This is a genomic window from Thermobifida alba, assembly GCF_023208015.1.
GTDB classification, from domain to species: Bacteria; Actinomycetota; Actinomycetes; order Streptosporangiales; family Streptosporangiaceae; genus Thermobifida; species Thermobifida alba.
The window spans coordinates 1,523,969-1,543,913 of record NZ_CP051627.1; the positions used below are offsets into that span (position 1 = coordinate 1,523,969).

Here is a 19,945-nt window from a genome sequence, read left to right on the forward strand (position 1 = left end):
GTCGGCATTGAAGCGGGTGGGCTCGCCCAGGACGATCTCGCCGTTCTCACCGATCTCGTAGCCGCCCGGGTGTCCGGCGCGGTGAAGGTCTGGCCCGCCTCGCCGGTGATCTGCCCGACGACCAGTACCGCGCCCGCGTACCCGGGGGAGGCCATGTCCTTGGGGTTCCACAGCGCGACCCCCTCGACGGTGCCGTCGGCAACGTACTCGCACATCTGGTTGAGGGCGCCCCTGCCCCTGTGGTCGGAGTCGCTGAGGTGGCGGGCCGCCGAGGACCGGTCGGGCACCGGACACCAGTTCACCTCTTGTGTGGTGCGGGTGGGGTGGAGGGGTGGCGGCCCGGCCGGTCGGCGGGGCCGTGCTCCGGCGGCGCCGGAGGCGGGCCGCGACGGTGGGCAGGACCACCGAGACGACCGGCAGCAGCCCGGTGGCGCGGTCGCACAGGGCGAGGCCCTCGCCGAAGCGGTGGGAGACGGACCGGATCGCCGTACCGGAGCCGCGCAGCGAACGCGCCGCGGTGAACAGCCGCTGCACCTCCACTCCCGACAGCGCGGCGGCGGGCCCGTCCACGACCAGGACCCGGCGTTGTCGACGGGCGCGGGGCCACGGCGTCCTCCCTGACGGTTCGGAGCTTTCCGCGGCGACCGTGTCCAACGTCCTCAACCGCCCCGAGCGGGTGGCCGAGGCCACCCGGCTGCGGGTCGAGCAGGCGATCCGGGAGCTGGACTACGTGTGCGACTCCTCCGGCCGCAGCCTGCGCGCCGGCTGCAGCGACTCGGTCGGTCTGCTCGTGCCGGACGTCACCAACCCGTTCTTCACCACGGTCGCGCTGGGCGTGGAGGACCAGGCCGCCGAGTACGGCCTGACTGCTGAACTCGGCCGAGAGCCCCGAGCGGCAGCGGCGGTCGCTGCGCGTGCCGGCCGGGCACCGCGCGGCCGGGGCCGTGGTGCTGCCGGTCGACGACGACTTCACCGACCTGCTGTGGCTGCGGGAGCGCGGCATCCCGTGGGTGCTGCTGGACCGCGGCGACGTCGCGACCGAGGTGGGCAGCAGCGTGTGCGTGGACCACCGCGGCGGCGCCCTGGCCGCCGGACGCCGCCTGGTCGGCCTCGGACACGAGCGGATCGCGTTCGTGAGCGGGCCGCCGGCGCTGGAGCAGTGCCGCATCCGCCCGGCCGGGCTGCGTGACGCCCTCGCGGAGAACGGCGTGACCGCGGAGGACGCGGTGCGGGTGGTGCAGACCCCGTCGCTGACCGCCGACTCCGGGGAGAAGGCCGTCGACGAGGTGCGGGCGGCGGCCCCCGCCGCCCGCAGGCGGTGTTCTGCGCCAACGACCAGCTCGCGCTCGGCCTGTGCTCAAGGGGCTGGGCGCCCGGGGGCTGAACGTGCCCGAGGACCTGTCGGTGGTGGGCTACGACGACACCGACGTGGCCGCCCTGGTCCATCCCGGGCTGACCACCGTCGCCCAGCCCGCCTACGGGATCGGCCGGGCGGCGATGCGTCTGCTGGCGGCCGGGATCGACGACCCCGGCCGCCCCCGCGGACGCCTGGTGTTCACCCCCGGCTCGTGGTGCGCGGGTCCACGGCCGCCCGCCGGGACTGACCCGCCGCCCCCTCTCCGCGCCCCCGCGGCGGAGAGCGGTGGGCGGCCGCGCGGCCGCCCACCGTCAGGGGCCGAGCAGGGTCAGCGCACGCCCAGGAGGTGGTCCAGGGCGAGCTGGTCGAGACGCTCGAAGTGGTAGCCGCGCTGCGTCACCGCGTCCAGGTCGATGTCCTCGGCGAGCAGGTCCTCCAGGCTCTCGCCCTCGTCGAGGGTGGGCTGCTGCAGCTCGAAGACCCGGGAGGCCTCCATGGCCGCCCGCACCTCGGGGTCGGCGCGGAAGGCCGCCGCCTTCTCCTTCATGATCAGGTAGTTGCGCATGCAGTTGCGCGCCGCCTCCCACACCCCGTCCATGTCCTCGGTGCGCGGGGTCTTGAAGTCGAAGTGCCGCGGACCGTCGTAGCCGCTGCTCTCCAGCAGGTTGACCAGGAAGAACGCGTCGCGCACGTCGCCGGCGCCGAAGCGCAGGTCCTGGTCGTACTTGACGCCGCGCTGGCCGTTGAGGTCGATGTGGAACAGCTTGCCGTGCCACAGCGCCTGGGCCACCCCCTGGGTGAAGCTGAGCCCGGCCATCTGCTCGTGGCCGACCTCGGGGTTGAGCCCGACCATCTCGGGGTGCTCCAGCTCGTTGATGAAGGCGATGGCGTGCCCGATGGTGGGCAGCAGCACGTCGCCGCGCGGCTCGTTGGGCTTGGGCTCGATGGCGAACCGCAGGTCGTAGCCCTTGGCGCGGACGTATTCGCACAGCACGTTGAACGCCTCGCGCAGCCGGTCCAGGGCTGCGGCGACGTCCTTGGCCGACTCGTACTCGGCGCCGTCCATGCCGCCCCAGCACACGTAGGTGCGCGCGCCCAGCTCGGCGGCCAGGTCGATGTTGCGCATCACCTTGCGCAGGGCGTAGCGGCGCACGTCGCGGCTGTTGGAGGTGAAGCCGCCGTCGCGGAACACCGGGTGGCTGAACAGGTTGGTGGTGACCATGGGAACGGACAGGCCGCTGTCCTCCAGCGCCCCGGTGAAGCGCTTGATGATCGCGTCGCGTTCGGCGGCGCTGCTGCCGTGCGGGACGAGGTCGTCGTCGTGGAAGGTGATGCCGTAGGCGCCCAGCTCGCTCAGCTTCCACACCGCGTCGACCGGGTCGAGCGCGGGACGCACGGCCTCCCCGAAGGTGTTGTGGCCGCGCCATCCCACGGTCCACAGCCCGAAGCTGAACCGGTCCTCGGGAGTGGGCTGGTAGTTGCTCATCTGTGCCTCTTTCATGGTTGTACGGGACTTGCGGTTCAGAGCCGGTCGCGGGCGGCGGCGTAGCGCTCCCGCACCTGCGGGGTGGGGTCGGCCTCGCTCACGGCGGTGACGGCGTTCTCCCACTCGGGCGGGGTCGGCCGGCCCGACAGCGCCCAGGCGGCCTGGCGGGCGGCGCCGTCGGCGACGTACTCGCCCTCGGCGGGCACGGTGACGGGGCGGCCCAGGACCTGCGGGGCGATGGCGCGGACCGCGGCCGAGCGGGCGCCGCCGCCGATGAGCAGCACGCGGTTGACCGGCACGCCCTGGTCGACCAGGGCGTCCACGGCGTCGGCCAGGCCGCACAGCATGCCCTCGACGAAGGCGCGGGCCAGGTTGGCGGGGGTCAGGTTGGCGCGGGTCAGCCCGTCCAGGCGACCGGTGGCCTCGGGCAGGTCGGGGGTGCGCTCGCCGTCCAGGTAGGGCAGCAGCACCAGGCCGCCCGCACCGGGCTCGGCCGACAGCGCCAGCCGGTCGAACTCGGCGTGGGACACGCCCAGCGTTGCGGCCCCGGCGTCCAGGACGCGGGCGGCGTTGAGGGTGCACACCAGCGGCAGGAAGCGGCCGGTGGCGTCGGCGAACCCGGCGACGGCGCCGCTGGGGTCGGCGGTGGGCTTCTCGGCGACGGCGAAGGCGGTGCCGGAGGTGCCGACGGAGACCACGACGTCGCCGGGGCGGGCGTCCAGGGCCAGTGCGGCGGCCATGTTGTCGCCCGTTCCCACGCCGACCACGCCGATGGACGGCAGTCCTTGGGCCCTGACCTCGCCGACCGTCTCGGCGGGGCCGGCCACGCGGGGCGTGCGCAGCTCCCGGCCGAAGGCCAGGGTGAGCAGGTCGGTGCGGTAGGCGCCGGTGGCGGGGTCGTAGTAGCCGGTGCCGGAGGCGTCACCGCGGTCGGTGACGGGCTCGGCCACACCGGTCAGCCGCTGGGTGAGCCAGTCGTGCGGCAGCAGGATGCTCTCGGCGCGCGCGGCGTTGCCGGGTTCGTGCTGGGCGAGCCAGCGCAGCTTGGTGACGGTGAAGCTGGCCACCGGCACCGAGCCGACGGCCCGGCTCCACTCGGCGGGGCCGCCGAGTTCGGCGACGAGGTCGGATGCCGCGCCCGCGGAGCGGGTGTCGTTCCACAGCAGCGCGTCGCGCACGGGCACGCCGTCGGCGTCGAGCGCGACCATGCCGTGCTGCTGGGCAGCGACGGAGAGGGCGGCGACGTCGTCGAGGAGGCCCCCCGAGGCGGCCTGGAGCAGGGCCTGCCACCACGCCTGGGGGTTGACCTCGGTTCCGTCGGGGTGGGGGGCGCGGGCCTGCCGGACGAGGGCTCCGGTGTCGGCGTCGCGCACGACGATCTTGGTGGCCTGGGTGGAGGAGTCGACTCCGGCGACGAGCGGCATGCTGCCTCTCTTTGGTGGGACGGCTGGACATCTATTAGTTTTGTGTTTGAACGAATTGGTTGTCAATCCTCGGCGGGGCGGTAACCAGGAGACTGGTGGGAAAACACGGAGAAACGCCGTGGAGGGCGTGGAGCGGGAGGGGAGCCGCCGCATGGTGGGCGCTACCGAGGGACCGGCCGGATTCCAGGCCGTCAGGGAGACCAACCTGGGCATCGTGCTGCGCACGATCCGCACCAGCGCACCCTGTTCACGGGCGGTGGTCGCCGCGTCGACCGGACTGACCAAGGCCACCGTCTCCAGCCTGGTCGCCGAACTGATCGACCGGGGCCTGGTGTGCGAGACCGGGCTGGTCAACCAGCGCCGGGTGGGCCGCCCCGGCATGATGCTGACCATCAACGGCTCCACCCTGGTCGCGATCGGCCTGGAAGTCAACGTCGACTACCTCGCCCTGGCCACCGTGGACCTGCTGGAACGCGAGGTGATCACCCGCCACGTGGCCTTCGACGCCCGCGCCGCCGGCCCCGAGGAGTGCGCGGCCCGGCTGCGCGACCTGCTGCTGGAGGCCACCGCCGACCCGCTGCTGCGCGACCGCCCGCTGCTGGGGGTGAGCGTGGGCGTGCCCGCGCTCGTCGACGTCGCCGCCGGAACCGTCACCAACGCCCCCAACCTGGGCTGGCGCGACTTCCCCCTGAAGCAGCGGCTGACCGGCCTGCTGGCCGACACCGCGCTGGCCGGGGCGCCCGTGCTGGTCGACAACGACGCCAACCTGGGCGCGGTCGCCGAGTACCGGGGCGGGCACCTGGCCCGCACCATGGACCTGGTGTACCTGACCGGCGAGGTCGGCATCGGCGCGGGCGTGCTCATGAACGGCGAACCGCTGCGCGGGGCGAGCGGATTCGCCGGGGAGATCGGGCACATCCCGCTGCTCAAGGACGGGCCGCGGTGCGCCTGCGGACAGCGCGGCTGCCTGGAGGCGCTCGCCGGACTCGACTCCATCCTGCGCCGCGCCGTCCCCGACCTGGTGCCCGACGGACCGGTGCGCGGCAGCGTCGTGGAGTCGCTGGTGGCCGAGACCGCGCGCCGCGCCGAAGCCGACGACCCCACCGCGCTGGACGCGCTGACCAGCGCCGGGGAGTGGCTGGGCCGCGCCGCGGCGACCCTGGTCAACCTGCTCAACCCCAGCGCCATCATCCTCGGCGGCTACTTCGTGCCGCTGTCGCCCTGGCTGCTGCCGCCGTGCCGCGAGGCGATGGCCGCGCACTCCTTCGCCCCCGACAGCGGCAACTGCCGCATCGAGCCGTCCACCCTGGGGCTGAGCGCCGCCGCCCGCGGCGGGGCCATGGCCCTCATCGACGCCCTGGACACCGGTTCGCTCCCCCTGCCCCCGGGCAGCAACGCGGCCTGACCCGGCCCGCACCGGCATGGTCCGGGGGCCATGGTCACGCGTCGGGCCTGTCCCTAGGGCCATACCGGTGCGGGCCGCCGGCCGTTCATCCCTCGGGGCCGGTGGGGAAGGCGGCCCGCCCACGCCCGGGGCAGCCCCGGACCGTGACCGCTTCCGGCCAGTCACCGGTTTCCCGCAAAAGAGTCGGTCTGGTTGCTTATCGTGCGGAACATGGACGAACCCCACGGCGCCGGACCCGAGCCCTCCGGTCCGGGCGGTGACGGCGCCTCCCCCACCGGGCCGTCCGGAGCCGCGCCGCCCGACTACGCACGGCTGACCGCCTACACCTACCTCACCGTGCCGGAACGGGCCGACTACATCGCTGTCATGCGGGTCTTCACCGGCACGCTGCTGGCCGACCTGTCCGCGCACGAAGTCGCCGAGAAACTCGCGCACAGCGGGGACCCCAAGCCTGTCGACCTGGTCGCGCTGCGCCTTGACCAGCTCCGTGCCTGGGGTGCGCTGCTGCCGAGCGCACGGCCGGTGCGCGCCGCGACCGTCACCGAGTACCAGCGCAGTCGGGGCCGCTACCAGCTCTCCCCCGCAGGGGAGATGGTGCAGCGGCACAGCGACGAACTCCTCGCCGCCGACTCCGTCCGCGAGGTGAGCCGGGAACTGCTGGGGCTGGTCGCCGAGGGGCTCACCGCCCTCCGCGACCTCGCCCAGGAGCCCGGCGGTGTCGCCGGACAGGACGCCCTGGGCCGCGTCTCCACGATCTTCGCCCAGTTCGAGCGGTTCGTGGAATCGGTCCGCGAGTTCTACGCCTACCTCGGCCACGTCCTCAACCGCTTCGACCTCGGCGACACCGAGTTCCGCGTCTTCAAGGACGTGCTGCTCGACTACGCCGAGACCATCACCGAGGACGTGGCCCGCCAGACCCCGGTGATCCGCGAAGCGCTCGACGGGCTGTGGCCGGTGCTGCCCGACCTGCTGGCCCGCATCGACGCCGCCGACCAAGGACTGAGCGCTCTCGGCGACTCCGACGTCCGCATCCGCCGCAGCAGCGGACGGCACCTGCGCGACTGGCAGGAACTGCGCGGCTGGTTCATCGACTCCGGCGGACGGGGCAGCGGCGTCGGCCAACTGCGCCTGGCCACCATGAAGGCGCTGCAGTCGCTGCTGGGAAACGCCAAGCGGATGCTGCGCTCCTCCGCCATGGGAGAACTGTCTCGCCGCAACGACCTGCTCCGGCTCGCCCGGTGGGTCGACGCCGCCGACGACTCCCAGGCTCACGACCTCGTCGCCGCCGCGTTCGGCATGTACGGGGTCCGCCACCTCGGCGGCGCCCGCGGTGACCGGGACACCGCCACCAGCTCCACCAGTTGGTGGCACGACGACCCCGTCGACGTCCCCGTCAGCATCCGCGAACGCGGCGACCGCAGGCCCCGGGGCGCGGTGCGGCGCGAAGGCGAGGACTACACGCAAGCACGCCGGGACCTGCTGCGCACCGCCCGGGAACGGGAGGAGCGGCGCGCGGCCGGAGCCGCCGAACTGGTTGCGGCCGCGGGCCGGGAGGACACGGTCGTCTTCTCCGCCGCAGCGTTCGAACTCTTCAACGAACTGCTCGGACGCGCCATGGCCCAGCCGTCGGGAGAACCGGGTTCCCGCGTGTTCCGCACCGCCGACGCCGGTCTGCGCCTCAGCCTGGAAGTGCGTGAGCAGGCCGACCGGACCACGGTCGTGCACAGCCGCGGCGGCGACCTCGTCCTGGAGGGCTGCACCGTCCACCTCAGCTCCTCCAGAACCCGGGAGGCGACCGGATCATGAAACCACTGGCCGACGACCGCGCCGCCAAGGTCGAGATCCGCGAAGCGATGCGGCTGCTGCTGCGCACCCCGCTCCTCACCGCGCGGCGCGACCCCGAGGGGTTCGCCCTGGTCCGCAGGTATGCCGACGAACTCAAAAGCGAGTTCCACCAGTTCCTCGGCTACCGGCTGGTCGTCGAAGGCCGCTTCGCCCGCCTGCACAAGCCCGGTCTGGGCCCGGACTGCGGCCGCAGGCTCACCCGCGCCACCACCGGAACCGTCTTCTCCCCGCGCACCTACACCTACCTGGTGCTCGCGCTCGCAGCCACCGTCACCGCCCCCGAGCAGATGCTGCTGTCCGAACTCGTCGCCGAGATCCGACTCGCCGCGGCCGACGCCGCGATCGACCTCGGCGACCCCGACGGCGCCCAGAAACGGCACCTGACCGCCGCGCTGCGCACACTCATCGAATGGGACGTGCTGACCGAGACCGAGGGCAGCGTCGACGCACTGCTCGCCGACGACGAGCGCGAAGCCCTGCTCACCATCGACACCGACCTCGCACGCCGCATCGTCAGCGGCCCGCTCGGCGCTTCCCGCACTCCCGAGGAGTTCCTCCGCGCCGCCGAACGTCCGGACCGCGACAGCCCCCGGCTCGCGGTACGGCGGCGCATCGTGGAAACCCCCGTCGTCTACCTGGACGACCTCGACGAGGCCGAACGCGCCTGGCTGCGCCGGAACCAGCGCCGCGAACAGCTCAACTTCCACGAGATCCTCGGCGCCGACCTGGAGATCCGCGCCGAGGGGGTCGCCCTGGTCCGTGACCAGGACGACTTCAGCGACATCGACTTCCCCGGAACGGGCACGGTCGCCCAGGCCGCGCTGCTGCTCGTCGAACGGCTGCTGGAGACCGAGCGCCCCGAACAGGCCGGCCATCCCGCCACGGGCGGCACACTCGTCATCGGGGTGGCCGTCCCCACCGAACGCCTCGACGCGATCCTGACCGACCTCGCGGCCGAGTACGCCTCGGCCTGGGCCAAAAGCTACGTCACCGACGTGAGCACGCTCCGCGCCGACGTGTGCCGCCTGCTGTGCGACATGCGGCTCATGGCCCCCGTGGCCCCCACTCGGGCCGAACGCGCCGCTCGCGAGCGGGACACCGCCGCGGAACACCCCAATCGCCAGGTCACCGACGTGAGCAACGCACGCGGACAGCTCGCCACACCACCGCCCCGGCCCGAGGCAGGCCACTGGGTGCTCCTCGCCGCCGCGGCACGCTACCGCCCCACCACGTCCGGCCGCACCGACCGGCCACGCCGACACACCACCCCCTCCCCGAAAGGCGGTGCCCGATGAGCGACACCGGAGCCGTCCGCCCACTGCCCGCCCCGCGCCCGCTCGGCTTCCCGCACCGGTTCCGCCTGCACCGGGCCGGTATCCACAACGTGTGGCAGTACGACCAGGTGTTCCACTTCGGCACGGGACGGCTGCTGCTGCGCGGCACCAACGGCGCGGGCAAGTCCAAGGCGCTGGAGATGCTGCTGCCGTTCCTGCTGGACGGCCGTACCCGGTCCATCGACTCCACCGGAAGCGGCAAGACCACGCTGAAGTGGCTGATGCTCGACGGTTACCGGGACAGCGTCAACCGCCTCGGCTACCTGTGGGTGGAGTTCCACCGCACCGACCCCGAGGGCCGGGAGCACCTGCTGACCCTCGGCGCAGCGATCACCGCGTCGCAGAGCGCGAAACGCGCCGACGCCGAGTACTTCATCACCGACATCCCCGTCGGCCCCCGACTGCCCCTGCACGACCGCACCCGCAGGCCCACCGTCCGGGAACTCCGGGAGACCGTCGGCGAGGGCTGCCACTTCACCCAGGCGAGCGCCTACCGCGCCGAGGTGATGCGCCGCCTGTTCGGTGTGCAGGACAGCGGCAAGTACCACAATCTCCTGCACCTGCTCTACCAGTTGCGCAAGCCGACGGTCGGCGACCGGGTGCTCGCCGGAGAACTCACCAAGATCCTCGACGAATCCCTTCCCCCGCTCGACGACGAGATCATCGACACCGTCGCCCGCAACCTCAACGACCTGGACAGCGTCCGCGACGAACTGGCCCGGCTGGAGCAGACCACCACGGCCGTGGCACAGTTCCTCCGCGACTACCGCCGCTACCTGCACGGAGTGCTGCGCGGGCGGGTCGACGACGTCCGCGGCTTCCTCGGGGAGCTGGCGCAGCGACGGCGCGCGGCAGGAGACCGGCAACGCGAACACGCCGAACTGGTCGAGCGGGAACGGGAGGCGGCGGCCGAGGCGGAAACGGTCGCCGCCCAACTGGAAACGGCCCGCGGCGACCTGGCCACCCTGGTCAACAGTTCGGCCTACCAGGCCCTCGGCGACCTGCGCGAGAAGCAGGAAACCGTGCGGGCGCTGCACACCGGCGCGGTGAACACCTGGCAGGGACTGCACCGCACCCTCACCACCGAACGCGGTCAGGCGGAGCGGCTCACCGAGGAATTCACCACGATCGCCAAGGCCCTTGTCGACCTCCGGGACCGGCAGCGCGGCCTCCGTGACGCCGCGCACCACTGCGGCATCGACGGGACGCTGCTGGGCACTCTCCCCCAACCGGTCCGCGACACGTCCACCGCCGTCCCCAGCACCCCGCTGACTTCCCCCGACGGCGAACGGGTCGAGATCGCCCGTCCTCGGCTCGCCGCCCTGCCTGACGGGCTGGCCGGACACCTGCGGGACACGGCCGCCAAGCTGCACGGTGTGGAGCAGATCAGACGCAACCACGTCCGCACCGTCGCCGACGTCCGCAGTCTCTTCCAACGGGCCGAGCAGGCCTGGCACGTGGCCCGTGGCGCCGAGGCCGAAGCCGACCGCTGCGAGGACGAACTGGCGCGGGCCCACGAACGGCACACCGAACACGCCGCCGCGCTGCTGGAGCACGCCGAGCGGTACGCCGAAGCCGTCCGCTCCTGGGCCGCGGCGCTCCCCGAGACCCCGTCGCAGGAGAGCCGCCCCGTCGTGGCCCTCGCCGCGGTCGGCGCAGAGACCGAAGGCAGCGTCGCCGACCGCGTCCCCGGCCCCGAAACGCCCGAACAGGTCGCCGAGGCCGCCCGCCTCCTGCTGGCCCCGCGCCTGGCCGAGCTCGACACCGAACGCGACCGGGTTGGCGCCGCAGGTCAGGCGGCAGCGCAGCGGGCCGCCGACCTGGAACGGGAACTCGCCGAGTGGCAGCGGCGCGCCGACCCGGAACCACCCCGCCCGGACTGGGCCGTGGCACCACGCCCCGAGGACGCAGGGGCCGCGCTGTACCGGCTGGTCGACTTCGCCGACCACCTCGACGCGGCCGAACGCGCCGGGCTCGAAGCGGCTCTCCAGGCGAGCGGACTGCTGTCCGCGTGGTTGGACCCGGCGGGGCGGCTGCGCGACTCCCGCACTCGCGATCTCCTCGCCGTCCCGGGGCGGCCGGTGGACGGTCCCAGTCTCGCCGACGTGCTTCGCCCCGTCGCCACCGAAACGGTGTCCGAGACCGCCGTCGCCGGCGTGCTGCGCACGATCGCGCTCGCCGACACCGAGACGGCCGCTGAGCACTGGGTGGCTCTGGACGGCCGCTGGCGACTGGGCCCGCTGCGTGGGACGCACGGCAAACAGCAGGCCGAGTACGTCGGCGCGGGGGTGCGCGCCGAAACCCGCCGCCGCCGGATCGCCGACCTCACCGCGCGGCTGGAGGAGGCCCGGGCCGCAGCCGAGGCGTTCGCCGACCAGTTGGCCGCGATCGACGAACGCCGGGAAGGACTGCGGCGGGCGCTGGGCGCTCTGCCGTCCAGCCGCGCGTTCGTCAGCGCCTGGGAGGCCCACCGGCTCACCGAGGACGACATCGCAACAGCCGCCGAAAAGCTGCGCACGGCCCGCCGCCGGGCTGAGACCACCCGGGCCGAGGCCACCGCCGCACACGCCAGAGCGCGCGCCAAGGCGAGCTCTGAACGGCTCCCCGAGGAGGCGGACGGACTGGACCGCCTGGCTGTGGCGCTGGAGAGATTCCAGGGGACACTGGCCCGTTTCGTCGACGACGTGGAACGCCTGGCCGGGGCGGTCGAGAAGTTCGAGGCGTCCCGCTCCGCCCTGGCCGCAACGGGTGAGACGGTGCAGCACGCCGTGGACGACTACACCTCCGCGTTCGACCGCCTCACCACCGAACAGCGGAAGCTCGCTGTTCTCCGCGATTCCCTGGGTGCGGGCGAGGAGGAGCTGCGGCAGCGGGAAGCCGAGTTGCGCAGGCGCATCGGTGCCGCCGAGCAGCGCCTGCCCCGGCTGACCAGGCACGTCCAGGACCTTCACGACCGCCGGATCGCCGCCGAGGTCGAACACCGGCGCGCCACCGAGGCCCGCGCGCAGCAGGAGGCGGCCACCGTCGAGGCGGCCGGTCGCCTGCTCGGCCCCCTCGGTTCGCCCGGCCTGGCCGCCGCCGCGGGCATCACCGGTGCGACCGACATGGTCGACCGGTTCGACGCCGCCCAGGAGGGGCCGGTACGCGACCGCATCGCAGCACTGGCACGACTCGCCGACGAGGTCGCCGCGGCACTCGGCCCGCCCAAGTCCGACGTCTCCGCGAACACGCTGCTCAACCGGGGCAACGAACTCAAGGACCGGCTCGCCGGCGGTTATGACGCCACGTTCCGCCTGGCGCACGGCGACATCCAGATGTGGGAGCTGGCCGACGACACCGGAACCCACGACATCGCGACCGTGGGACAGCGGCTCGAAGCCAACCTCGCAGCCGACCGGGACCGCGTCTCCGCCCGGGAACAGGAGGTGTTCCAGCGGTACCTGCTCGGCGAACTGGGTGACCATCTGACCCACCAACTGCTCCAGGCCCGCCAGGCGGTGCAGCGGATGAACCGGACCCTGCAGGACGTGCGCTCCTCGCACGGCATGGGAGCCACCGTGGAGTGGAAGCTCTCTCCTGGCGCCTCTCCCGACGTCCAACTCGCCGTCGCACTGCTGGACGAGACCTCCGCCACCCGCCACCCGGACGACGCCGCACGGCTGCGCGACGCGCTGCGGCGGCACATCGAGACGATCCGCCGCGACGATCCCACCGCCGGATACGGGGTGCACCTGCGGGCGGCCCTGGACTACCGCACCTGGTTCGAGTTCCACCCCTACGTACTCGGCGCGGACGGCAAGAGCCGCCGCGCGTTCAACCACCGCATCGCGCTCAGCCAGGGGGAACAGCGGGTGATCAGCTACCTGCTGCTGTTCGCGGCGGCGGCGTCGCACTTCACCTCGCTGGCCGAGACCGCGCCGCACGCCCCCCGGCTCATCCTGCTCGACGACGCCTTCGCCAAGGTCGACGAGCCCACCCACGCCCGCCTGCTGGGGCTGCTCATCGACTTCGACCTCGACTTCGTCATCACCAGCGAACGCCTGTGGGGCACTTTTCCCAACGTCCCCGACCTGCACATCTACGAGTGCCTGCGCGACCCGGCCCGGCGCGGGGTCGCCACCGTCCACTTCACCTGGAACGGCAGGGAACGGAGGCTGGTCTCCACATGACCGACGGTCTGCCCCCGCAGATCCGACGCCACCTCGACCGGCCGCAACTGTCGCGGCTGTGGGACCTGCTGCACGACCGGCTGCGCCGCAACGGGCTGGCGGTGCGGGGACGGCTGCGCGTGCCCGGAACGACTCCGGAGGAACGCGAGGCGCTGTCCTTGCTGATGCGACGCACTCTCACGGCCGAGAACGTGACCGTGGACCTGGCGGACCTCGACGCCCGGCTGCGGGCCAGCGCCGCCCGGCGCGGTCTGGTGGACGTGGTGGCCGAACTACGCGGCACGATCACCGACCGCCCCCGTGAGCTGCGCGATCAAAGAGACGCGCGACAGCATCTGCGCGAGTCCGCCCAGTCGAGTGCCGCACGCCTGGGGGCGGACCCTTGGGTGCAGCAGTGGCTGGACGAACTCTTCCGGTCGGGAATCCTGGGCCGTCTGACCCCAACGGAGGCAGCCGACCTCGTCGATCGGGCCGTACGCGTGCTGGAGGGAATCCCCGCACTCTCCGGGAACGGCACGGGGACCGTGGGACGCCACGAACTCGCCGAGCGGGTCACCGGCACCGCGCACGGCCTCGACGACACCTCGCTGCTGGCGCGGACCGTACAGCGTGCCCTCGCCCTGGCCCTGGACCTTCCACTGCCTGCCGACGCCGCGCAACGCCGCTGGCTGTGGGCCGAGGCCGGGGTGAGCACGGACAACGTGTCCAGCACCGTGCTGACGTACGGTCTGCGCCCCGCCGGCCCGGACTGGCTCGCCCGACAACTCCGCGAACGGGCCGAACACCATGCCGAGACCCATCTGAGCCTGCGGGACCTCCGCCGGCTGCGGTGGGGCTTCCCCGGAACCGATCCGGTGGTGTACGTCTGCGAGAATCCTCGGATCGTGGAGGCCGCCGCAGACCACGGCTGCGCGGCACCGGTCGTGTGCACCTCGGGCAACGCCACGACGGTGGTTCTCACCCTGCTGGACGCGCTCTGCGCGGCCGGAGCGGTGCTGCACGGACGCTGCGACTTCGACTGGCCCGGGGTGGCGATGATGAACCGCCTGGTGGCCCGCTACAACGTCCAACCGTGGCGGATGCGCGCCGGTGACTACGAGGAGCACGTCACCCGCGCCCGGCAGCGGAGGACTCCGCTGAATCCGCTCTCCGGTCCCGCCCGCGAGGCTGACTGGGACCCCGAACTGGCGGCGGCCATGCACTCCCTGGGAGTGGCCGTCCACGAGGAGTCCGCTCTGGACCTGCTGGTTTCCGACCTGAGCGGGTGAGAGGCCGGGGAGAAGGCGGCCTGGTCTGCGGGGGTGAAGCCCGCATGTCCGAGGCGACGGTTCCGGGGATCCCGGCCCGGGACAGTCCCGGAGGCCCCGGCGGCCTCGACGCGGCGCCCGCCATCCTCCGGGAACTGTCCGGAAGGAGCACGGCGGTGGCGCGGGGGTCCGCGAGGCGGCTAGCGGGGGCCGCCGCGGGCTCTCTTCTTCGCGTCGCGGACCGCCACCACGAGCCAGACGGCGATAAGAACGACCAGAGCCGCCGATGCCGCGACGGCGTAGTAGGGGAGGTCGACGGCGAGGATCGATGCGGACAGGGCCGCAGCGAGCAGGCCGAAGGTCGGATGCGGTGTCGGCTTCACTCTCCACCCACTCTCTGTGGCCAACTACCCACGGGACTTGGTCCGCCAACCCGGCGTGATCGTGTCCCTGGAGCCAGGATCACACGTCGGGCATGTCCCCAGCGTCCGGATCGCGGGTGATGGTGTCCCCAGTGCCATCCTGAGCTGTCCCAAGGGCGCTGGGGACACCATCACCGACGGCTGACTGTTGGGTCCACGTCCGCCTCACCAGACTCCGGGACAGGAGCGGGGAACGTCCCCTCCGAAGCCGGATCGGTGTGCCGGATCTGGTGGATGCGCCCTCGACTCAACCCCGCCTGCTCGGCGATCTGGGCATACGACAACCCCTGAGCGTGCAGGTCCTGAATCACACGGCGACGCAACCGAGCCAGATCGGTCACCTCCTGCTGTGCCCGGGCAAGGCGTTCGGTCGCCGCCCGGAGCAGAGCGAACGGATCGTCGATCGACGCGATGCGCTCGTACTCGCCCGGCACCTGCCCCCTCCTCTCGACCCCAGCCACGCCGCTACGGGGCTGGGCTTCGCCGACCGGTATCCCACCACAGCACGGGCCGGGCCGTCAGACCATCGCGGAAACTGGCAGGATCCGGCCACGCGCCCGGCGGCCTGTTCCCGGTTCGTGGTTGCTCGCCGTTGTGGTTGCGGATGTCCCGGGCCGGGCAGACATGAAAACCCCACTGTCGCCGAAGTGCCGACGCCATCCCCAAAGGAAAACGCGTGACACTGGTAAGAAGAGGGCGAGCCTCATCACCGTTTGACGGTGACACCCACCGATGGCGCGGACGCCACCGGCCGGCCTACACCCAAGGGTTCTGTGCGACACCGCTGGCCTTCACCGTGGAACTCGCCGACAACCCCGGGCAGGCTCTCATGGTCACTGCCCCACTCCCCCACCCGAGCAACTGAACGGGCGCACCATCCGTGGCCGTCACCCCCCGCCACAGTGGCCGAGGCCATCAGGACCGTACTCGCCGAGCAATGGCGCCCCGGTTCCTCCGGACCAGCGCACCGCCGCAGACTCTGAGAAACCCCAGTGCCCGACACCCGTCCCGCGTCGCCACGAGTCATAAAGCCTGCTGCTCAGCGGACACCCTTCCACTCCGCTTCCCAAGCGGACGTGTCGTCAACGACTTCGGCAGCGAACTGCCCAATTCCTCCAAATGCCTTGATTTAGGCGAATACGCCCCAGGGAGGCGAATAGCAGTTCTGCGGCGGTGTCGACCTGGGGCTCGTCCCCTGCTGACCAATACACGGTAGGTGTGGTGGTCCACGATGCTCCTCCTGTCCCTGCCGTTTCCCCAATCACGGCGAGAACCTTCCTCACCTTGTGTTCCTTCGCTTTCCCGCGGTCCTTCCAACTACTCGTCCTCGGTTCTCCGGCCACGACACCTCGGGTCGTTTCCCCTCCGACGGTGCTGGTCGCATGGAACCGAGGGGAAGCCACAACGTTGGTCGCAACGACCGCAGAAAAACCATGGTCCACACTCCGACTTTCAGAAGAGTGAGCTCTCACCAATCAGTCCGTACTCTGTTCCCTTCCAATGGCGCTAGGGTTTCCTTGTGGTTGACTCTTCGATTCGCACCAGGTTCGCTCCGTCACCGACCGGCATGTTCCACGTGGGCAACGCCCGGTCGCTACTGCTGAACTGGGTGGTCGCGCGACAATCCGGTGGAACCATGGTGCTGCGGATCGAGGACACCGACACGGCCCGCTCCCGTCCCGAGTGGACCGAGGGCATTCTGCAGGCCATGGCCTGGCTGGGTGTGGACGACAGCCAGTACGAGGGCCCCTACTTCCAGACCGACTACGCCGCCAAGCACGCCAAGGCCGCCCAGCGCCTGTTCGCGGAGGGTTTGGCCTACTACTGCGACTGCACTCGCGAGCAGGTGCAGCAGCGCCGTGACAATCCCAACCTCGGCTACGACGGCCACTGCCGGGAGCGGGGCCTGGAGGCCGCGGCGGGCCGGGCGTTGCGGTTCCGGGTTCCTGAGGGCGGCACCACGGTGGTGGAGGACCGGATTCGGGGTCGGGTGGAGTTTCCGCACTCCGCACTGGAGGACTTCGTCATCGCCCGCGGTGACGGTTCGGCGCTGTTCGTGCTGGCCAATGTGGTCGACGACGCCGAGATGGGCATCGCCCACGTCATCCGCGGTGAGGAGCACCTGTCCAACACACCCAAGCAGCAACTGCTGTGGCAGGCCCTGGGACACATCCCGCCGGTGTGGGCGCACGCGCCGGTGCTGGTCAACGACAGGCGGCAGAAGCTGTCCAAGCGCCGTGACAAGGTCTCCCTGGAGTCCTACCGGGCCGAGGGCTTTCTACCCGAGGCGATGGTCAACTACCTGATGCTGTTGGGCTGGGCCCCGGGCGAGGACCGCGAGATCATGCCGTTGGACCAGATGGTGCCGCTGTTCGACCTGGCCGACGTCAACTCCTCTCCGGCCTTCTTCGACGAGAAGAAACTGCGCGCGTTCAACGGGGAGTACATCCGCGCCCTGGACACCACGGAGTTCGTCGAACGCTGCACCCCCTATCTGCACGCCGAGAACGTGCCCTGGCCGAAGGAGGCCTACGACGCGGCCACCTTCGCCCGGGTGGCGCCGCTGGCGCAGAGCCGTGTCTCCGTGCTCGGTGAGATCGCCGCCTACGTCGACTTCCTGTTCCTGGAGCAACCGGTGCGGGACGAGAAGAGTTGGGCCAAGGCGATGCGGTCCGACACCGCCCGACCGGTGCTCGCCGATACGCTCGACCGCTTCACCGATCCGGCGCTGGCCTGGGAGGCCGCCTCGCTGAAGAGCGCGTTGGAGGAGGTCGGGGCGGGCCACGGCCTCAAACTCGGCAAGGCCCAGGCCCCGGTACGGGTTGCCGTGACCGGCCGCACCGTCGGGCTGCCGCTGTTCGAGTCACTGGAAGTCCTCGGCCGTGACCGCACCCTGCACCGGATTCAGGCCGCCCTGGACAGACTGAATGCCTGACGGCAGTGGCAGCGGTCCCGCTCGGAGCAGGACCGCTGCCACGGTCAGACCAACTCCGCGCGCACGGTCCAGCCGTCGGCCTGCCGGTACAGCACGGGGCGCAGGTCCGCGTAGCCGGGCCGACCCGCTGTCCTCCATTCCTCCACCCAGGAACACAGACGGTCGAACGCGGTCTGTTCTCCCGCGCACACGGCGTCACTGGCCTGGCGTCTGGTGACCAGCGCGGCCCCGGACGGGCTGGTGACGCCGAGCCGCCATCCGGTCTGTCCCAGGCCGACCACGCCGAACTCCTCCGGGCGGGTGGCGTACAGGAACGCCACGAAGTCCTGCCCCGACTCGTCCTCTGCCAACAGGGGACGGGCTTCGGCCCCGGTACCGAGAAGAGCGAGTAGGTGTTCGGCCGCAGCCCGGTCCCGTCCGGCCCAGTCGGCGGAGAGCCACCACGGCTGCCCCTGCGTGTCGTGGACGAGCGCGTCGACGCCCCGGGGCGGCACCAGCCACTGGGTGAGTTCTTCGGAGTGCATCTCCACGTAGCCGCCTGCGAACACCTTGTCCGCGACCGGGTCGCCGCCAGGGGTGGTGTGCAGGCGGACGATCGCGGTGGTGCGCACCCGCGCGGTCAGTTCGACCGGGACCACCAGCACCGCGCCCGCGACACTCTGCTCCACCCAGGCCCGAAAGATGCGTTCGGCGCTCGCCCAGGCGACGATCCGGTCGAACGGGCCGCGGGTGGGCGCTCCCAGGAGTCCGTCGCCGAGGAGCACGTCGATGTCCTCGCGCCCGCGCTTGGTGTGCAGGTCACGGGCCCGGTCGACCAGGTCCGCCACCACGTCCACCGACACGACCTGTCCCGTTTCGCCGACCAGTTCCCGCAGCAGGGCACCGGAGAATCCCGACCCGGTGCCGATCTCCAGCACCCGGTGTCCGGGGCGGACGTCGAGTGCGTCCAGCATGCGCGCGATCGTCCGCGCCGACGTGGTCTGGGCGAGCACGCTCCCGTCGGGACGGCGCGTGTAGTAGTCCTCGTCGACAGTGGCCAGAGCGGCAGCGATAGGCGGACTGATGGACATGGCAGGCCTTTCCAAGAAGGTGTGGTGGGTCATACACGAAGCAGCAGTAGATAGGGGCGATCTGGTGTGTGGGGTTCCCCCACAGGTCGGTTACCGGTTTCAACCCAGGCGTGCGCGGCGTAGGGCATGAGTCGCGCCCCGATACACCAGTCGAGACGGCGACGCAGCAGAAGAGAAGTGAATGTGGCGGCCAGGGAATTCTCCAGACAGGCCGCCCGGCCAGGAAACCAGCGGGCCGCGTTCCTGGCCGCAACCACCGCGGTCAGGGCCTCATCCGGGGAGGCAGGGGAAGCCACACAATTTTTGACTCGGGTGACAACCACCACGGCACGACCTATGGGAAATCTGAGCAGTACCAGGGCCAATACGAAGCCGAGCAGACCCGCGGCACGATGCCGGATTTTCAGCCGGACGGTGGGAGGAGGAGGCAGAGCCATGTGCATGCTCACTTGGCTGTCCTTCTCTCGTCGATGAGACGGTGTCGGCGCAGAACCTCAACGAGCTCACGAATATCGGTTTTCATCCGTTCCTCGCCAACTTCGAATCTGGACGCCAACTCCGGTACAAGCGCGGCCATGTCCTTGCCGGTGGCGAGCTCGGCCCAGATCACCGCAGCGGTCGGATTGAGCCCGAAAAACTTCCCGGTGCCGAGGTCCAGGAGTACCGCTCCGTCGTCGGTAGCCACGGAACACACGTTCGAGGCCGGCTTGACAGCTGTCATCAACACACCTCCAGCAGCGTCGATGGGGAGAAAGACACACGGGGTTGGTGGTCAAGTCCGCGCAACCACACCTCGAAGGCGAACACCTCCCCGAGGGAGGCCATCGCCGCGTATGCACCGCTGGCTGCGGCCTCCAGTTCGCGCAGCACCGAAGAAGGATCGATGATTCCGAGATCACCGAGCCGGGAATCCCGGAGTAAGGAGCGCAGCGCTGCCGCATTGCGGCGGATTCCGTGGTACTCACTGGCGCTGTAGTCGCCCTTGGTTCGCCGTTCGAACAGTTCAGGGGGAAGCAGACCGGTCATAGCTGCCCCGAGCAGAGGTTTGACCCGGTCGACCGAGGCCCGTTGCGTGGCAGGAACGCTGAGGCAAGCTGCCACGACCTGGTTGTCGAAGAAGGGCATGGCGATCTGCACACCCAGGTGTTCGGCGATATCGATGAAGGACCGGGAGGCAGCCGTGTGCCGATGGATCGTGCGTAGTGTGTGCGTCGGCCCCTTCAATACCTGTCACGGTTTCGGCTGCGCGGC

14 protein-coding genes and 1 pseudogene are annotated in these 19,945 nt (G+C 71.4%); 7 read left to right on the forward strand and 8 right to left on the reverse strand.

All coding sequences use genetic code 11. The features are described 5' to 3' along the window. Positions 1-517 precede the first annotated feature (517 nt). Positions 518-1,604: pseudogene (locus FOF52_RS06800) on the forward strand (LacI family DNA-binding transcriptional regulator). Positions 1,605-1,685: 81 nt separating this feature from the next. Here FOF52_RS06800 and xylA read toward each other — a convergent pair. Continuing rightward, positions 1,686-2,843, reverse strand: coding sequence for a xylose isomerase (gene xylA, locus FOF52_RS06805; RefSeq protein ID WP_248593768.1), 1,158 nt, complete (start codon positions 2,841-2,843; stop codon positions 1,686-1,688). A 35-nt stretch (positions 2,844-2,878) separates the two neighbouring features. Further along, positions 2,879-4,267 carry a xylulokinase gene (gene xylB, locus FOF52_RS06810; RefSeq protein ID WP_248592988.1) on the reverse strand — a complete coding sequence of 463 codons (1,389 nt, stop codon included), beginning with the start codon at positions 4,265-4,267 and terminating at the stop codon, positions 2,879-2,881. Positions 4,268-4,418: 151 nt separating this feature from the next. On the opposite strand from xylB, the gene FOF52_RS06815 reads away from it, so the two are divergent. The 5 genes from FOF52_RS06815 (at position 4,419) to FOF52_RS06835 (ending at position 14,288) form a co-directional block, all read left to right on the forward strand. After that, positions 4,419-5,672: an ROK family transcriptional regulator gene (locus FOF52_RS06815; protein ID WP_248592989.1), complete on the forward strand. Its 1,254-nt coding sequence runs from the start codon at positions 4,419-4,421 to the stop codon at positions 5,670-5,672. A 210-nt stretch (positions 5,673-5,882) separates the two neighbouring features. Next, positions 5,883-7,478: a TIGR02677 family protein gene (locus tag FOF52_RS06820; protein WP_068755520.1), complete on the forward strand. Its 1,596-nt coding sequence runs from the start codon at positions 5,883-5,885 to the stop codon at positions 7,476-7,478. Beyond that, complete coding sequence (locus FOF52_RS06825) at positions 7,475-8,812, forward strand: TIGR02678 family protein (protein WP_248592990.1); 1,338 nt, start codon at positions 7,475-7,477, stop codon at positions 8,810-8,812. The genes FOF52_RS06820 and FOF52_RS06825 overlap by 4 nt, the downstream gene beginning before the upstream one ends. Then, complete coding sequence (locus tag FOF52_RS06830; protein WP_248592991.1) at positions 8,809-13,020, forward strand: TIGR02680 family protein; 4,212 nt, start codon at positions 8,809-8,811, stop codon at positions 13,018-13,020. The genes FOF52_RS06825 and FOF52_RS06830 overlap by 4 nt, the downstream gene beginning before the upstream one ends. Continuing rightward, a complete protein-coding gene (locus FOF52_RS06835) occupies positions 13,017-14,288 on the forward strand; it encodes a TIGR02679 family protein (RefSeq protein ID WP_248592992.1) in 1,272 nt (423 codons plus the stop codon). Before FOF52_RS06830 ends, FOF52_RS06835 begins: the two co-directional genes overlap by 4 nt. 179 nt (positions 14,289-14,467) lie before the next feature. Here the strand turns inward: FOF52_RS06835 and FOF52_RS06840 are convergent, their stop codons facing one another. Both FOF52_RS06840 and FOF52_RS06845 read right to left on the reverse strand, forming a co-directional pair. Continuing rightward, positions 14,468-14,650 (reverse strand): hypothetical protein, encoded by a 183-nt coding sequence (locus FOF52_RS06840; protein WP_068755510.1) that lies wholly within the window; start codon positions 14,648-14,650, stop codon positions 14,468-14,470. Positions 14,651-14,820: 170 nt separating this feature from the next. Beyond that, complete coding sequence (locus FOF52_RS06845; protein ID WP_248592993.1) at positions 14,821-15,123, reverse strand: sigma factor-like helix-turn-helix DNA-binding protein; 303 nt, start codon at positions 15,121-15,123, stop codon at positions 14,821-14,823. Positions 15,124-16,208: 1,085 nt separating this feature from the next. Here FOF52_RS06845 and gltX point away from each other — a divergent pair. After that, positions 16,209-17,624: a glutamate--tRNA ligase gene (gene gltX, locus FOF52_RS06850; RefSeq protein WP_083948052.1), complete on the forward strand. Its 1,416-nt coding sequence runs from the start codon at positions 16,209-16,211 to the stop codon at positions 17,622-17,624. A gap of 44 nt (positions 17,625-17,668) precedes the next feature. Here the strand turns inward: gltX and FOF52_RS06855 are convergent, their stop codons facing one another. From FOF52_RS06855 to FOF52_RS06870, 4 genes are read right to left on the reverse strand one after another with little or no spacing between them, the layout of a single operon-like run. Next, positions 17,669-18,694, reverse strand: coding sequence for a protein-L-isoaspartate O-methyltransferase family protein (locus FOF52_RS06855; RefSeq protein ID WP_068755506.1), 1,026 nt, complete (start codon positions 18,692-18,694; stop codon positions 17,669-17,671). A 29-nt stretch (positions 18,695-18,723) separates the two neighbouring features. After that, the gene (locus FOF52_RS06860; RefSeq protein ID WP_341849824.1) at positions 18,724-19,137 is read right to left on the reverse strand and encodes a lasso peptide biosynthesis B2 protein; all 414 of its coding nucleotides are present in this window, start codon (positions 19,135-19,137) and stop codon (positions 18,724-18,726) included. A 2-nt stretch (positions 19,138-19,139) separates the two neighbouring features. Continuing rightward, on the reverse strand, positions 19,140-19,415 hold the full coding sequence (locus tag FOF52_RS06865) for a PqqD family protein (RefSeq protein WP_068755505.1): 276 nt from the start codon (positions 19,413-19,415) through the stop codon (positions 19,140-19,142). Further along, positions 19,415-19,918: an asparagine synthase-related protein gene (locus FOF52_RS06870; protein ID WP_248592994.1), complete on the reverse strand. Its 504-nt coding sequence runs from the start codon at positions 19,916-19,918 to the stop codon at positions 19,415-19,417. Before FOF52_RS06870 ends, FOF52_RS06865 begins: the two co-directional genes overlap by 1 nt. Positions 19,919-19,945 lie beyond the last annotated feature (27 nt).

Excerpts from the sequence above, each read along its gene's own strand:
- xylA (WP_248593768.1), bottom strand. The coding sequence starts at position 2,843 with ATGAGCAACTACCAGCCCACTCCCGAGGACCGGTTCAGCTTCGGGCTG.
- xylB (WP_248592988.1), bottom strand. The coding sequence starts at position 4,267 with ATGCCGCTCGTCGCCGGAGTCGACTCCTCCACCCAGGCCACCAAGATC.
- FOF52_RS06815 (WP_248592989.1), top strand. The coding sequence starts at position 4,419 with ATGGTGGGCGCTACCGAGGGACCGGCCGGATTCCAGGCCGTCAGGGAG.
- FOF52_RS06820 (WP_068755520.1), top strand. The coding sequence starts at position 5,883 with ATGGACGAACCCCACGGCGCCGGACCCGAGCCCTCCGGTCCGGGCGGT.
- FOF52_RS06825 (WP_248592990.1), top strand. The coding sequence starts at position 7,475 with ATGAAACCACTGGCCGACGACCGCGCCGCCAAGGTCGAGATCCGCGAA.
- FOF52_RS06830 (WP_248592991.1), top strand. The coding sequence starts at position 8,809 with ATGAGCGACACCGGAGCCGTCCGCCCACTGCCCGCCCCGCGCCCGCTC.
- FOF52_RS06835 (WP_248592992.1), top strand. The coding sequence starts at position 13,017 with ATGACCGACGGTCTGCCCCCGCAGATCCGACGCCACCTCGACCGGCCG.
- FOF52_RS06855 (WP_068755506.1), bottom strand. The coding sequence starts at position 18,694 with ATGTCCATCAGTCCGCCTATCGCTGCCGCTCTGGCCACTGTCGACGAG.
- FOF52_RS06860 (WP_341849824.1), bottom strand. The coding sequence starts at position 19,137 with ATGCACATGGCTCTGCCTCCTCCTCCCACCGTCCGGCTGAAAATCCGG.
- FOF52_RS06865 (WP_068755505.1), bottom strand. The coding sequence starts at position 19,415 with ATGACAGCTGTCAAGCCGGCCTCGAACGTGTGTTCCGTGGCTACCGAC.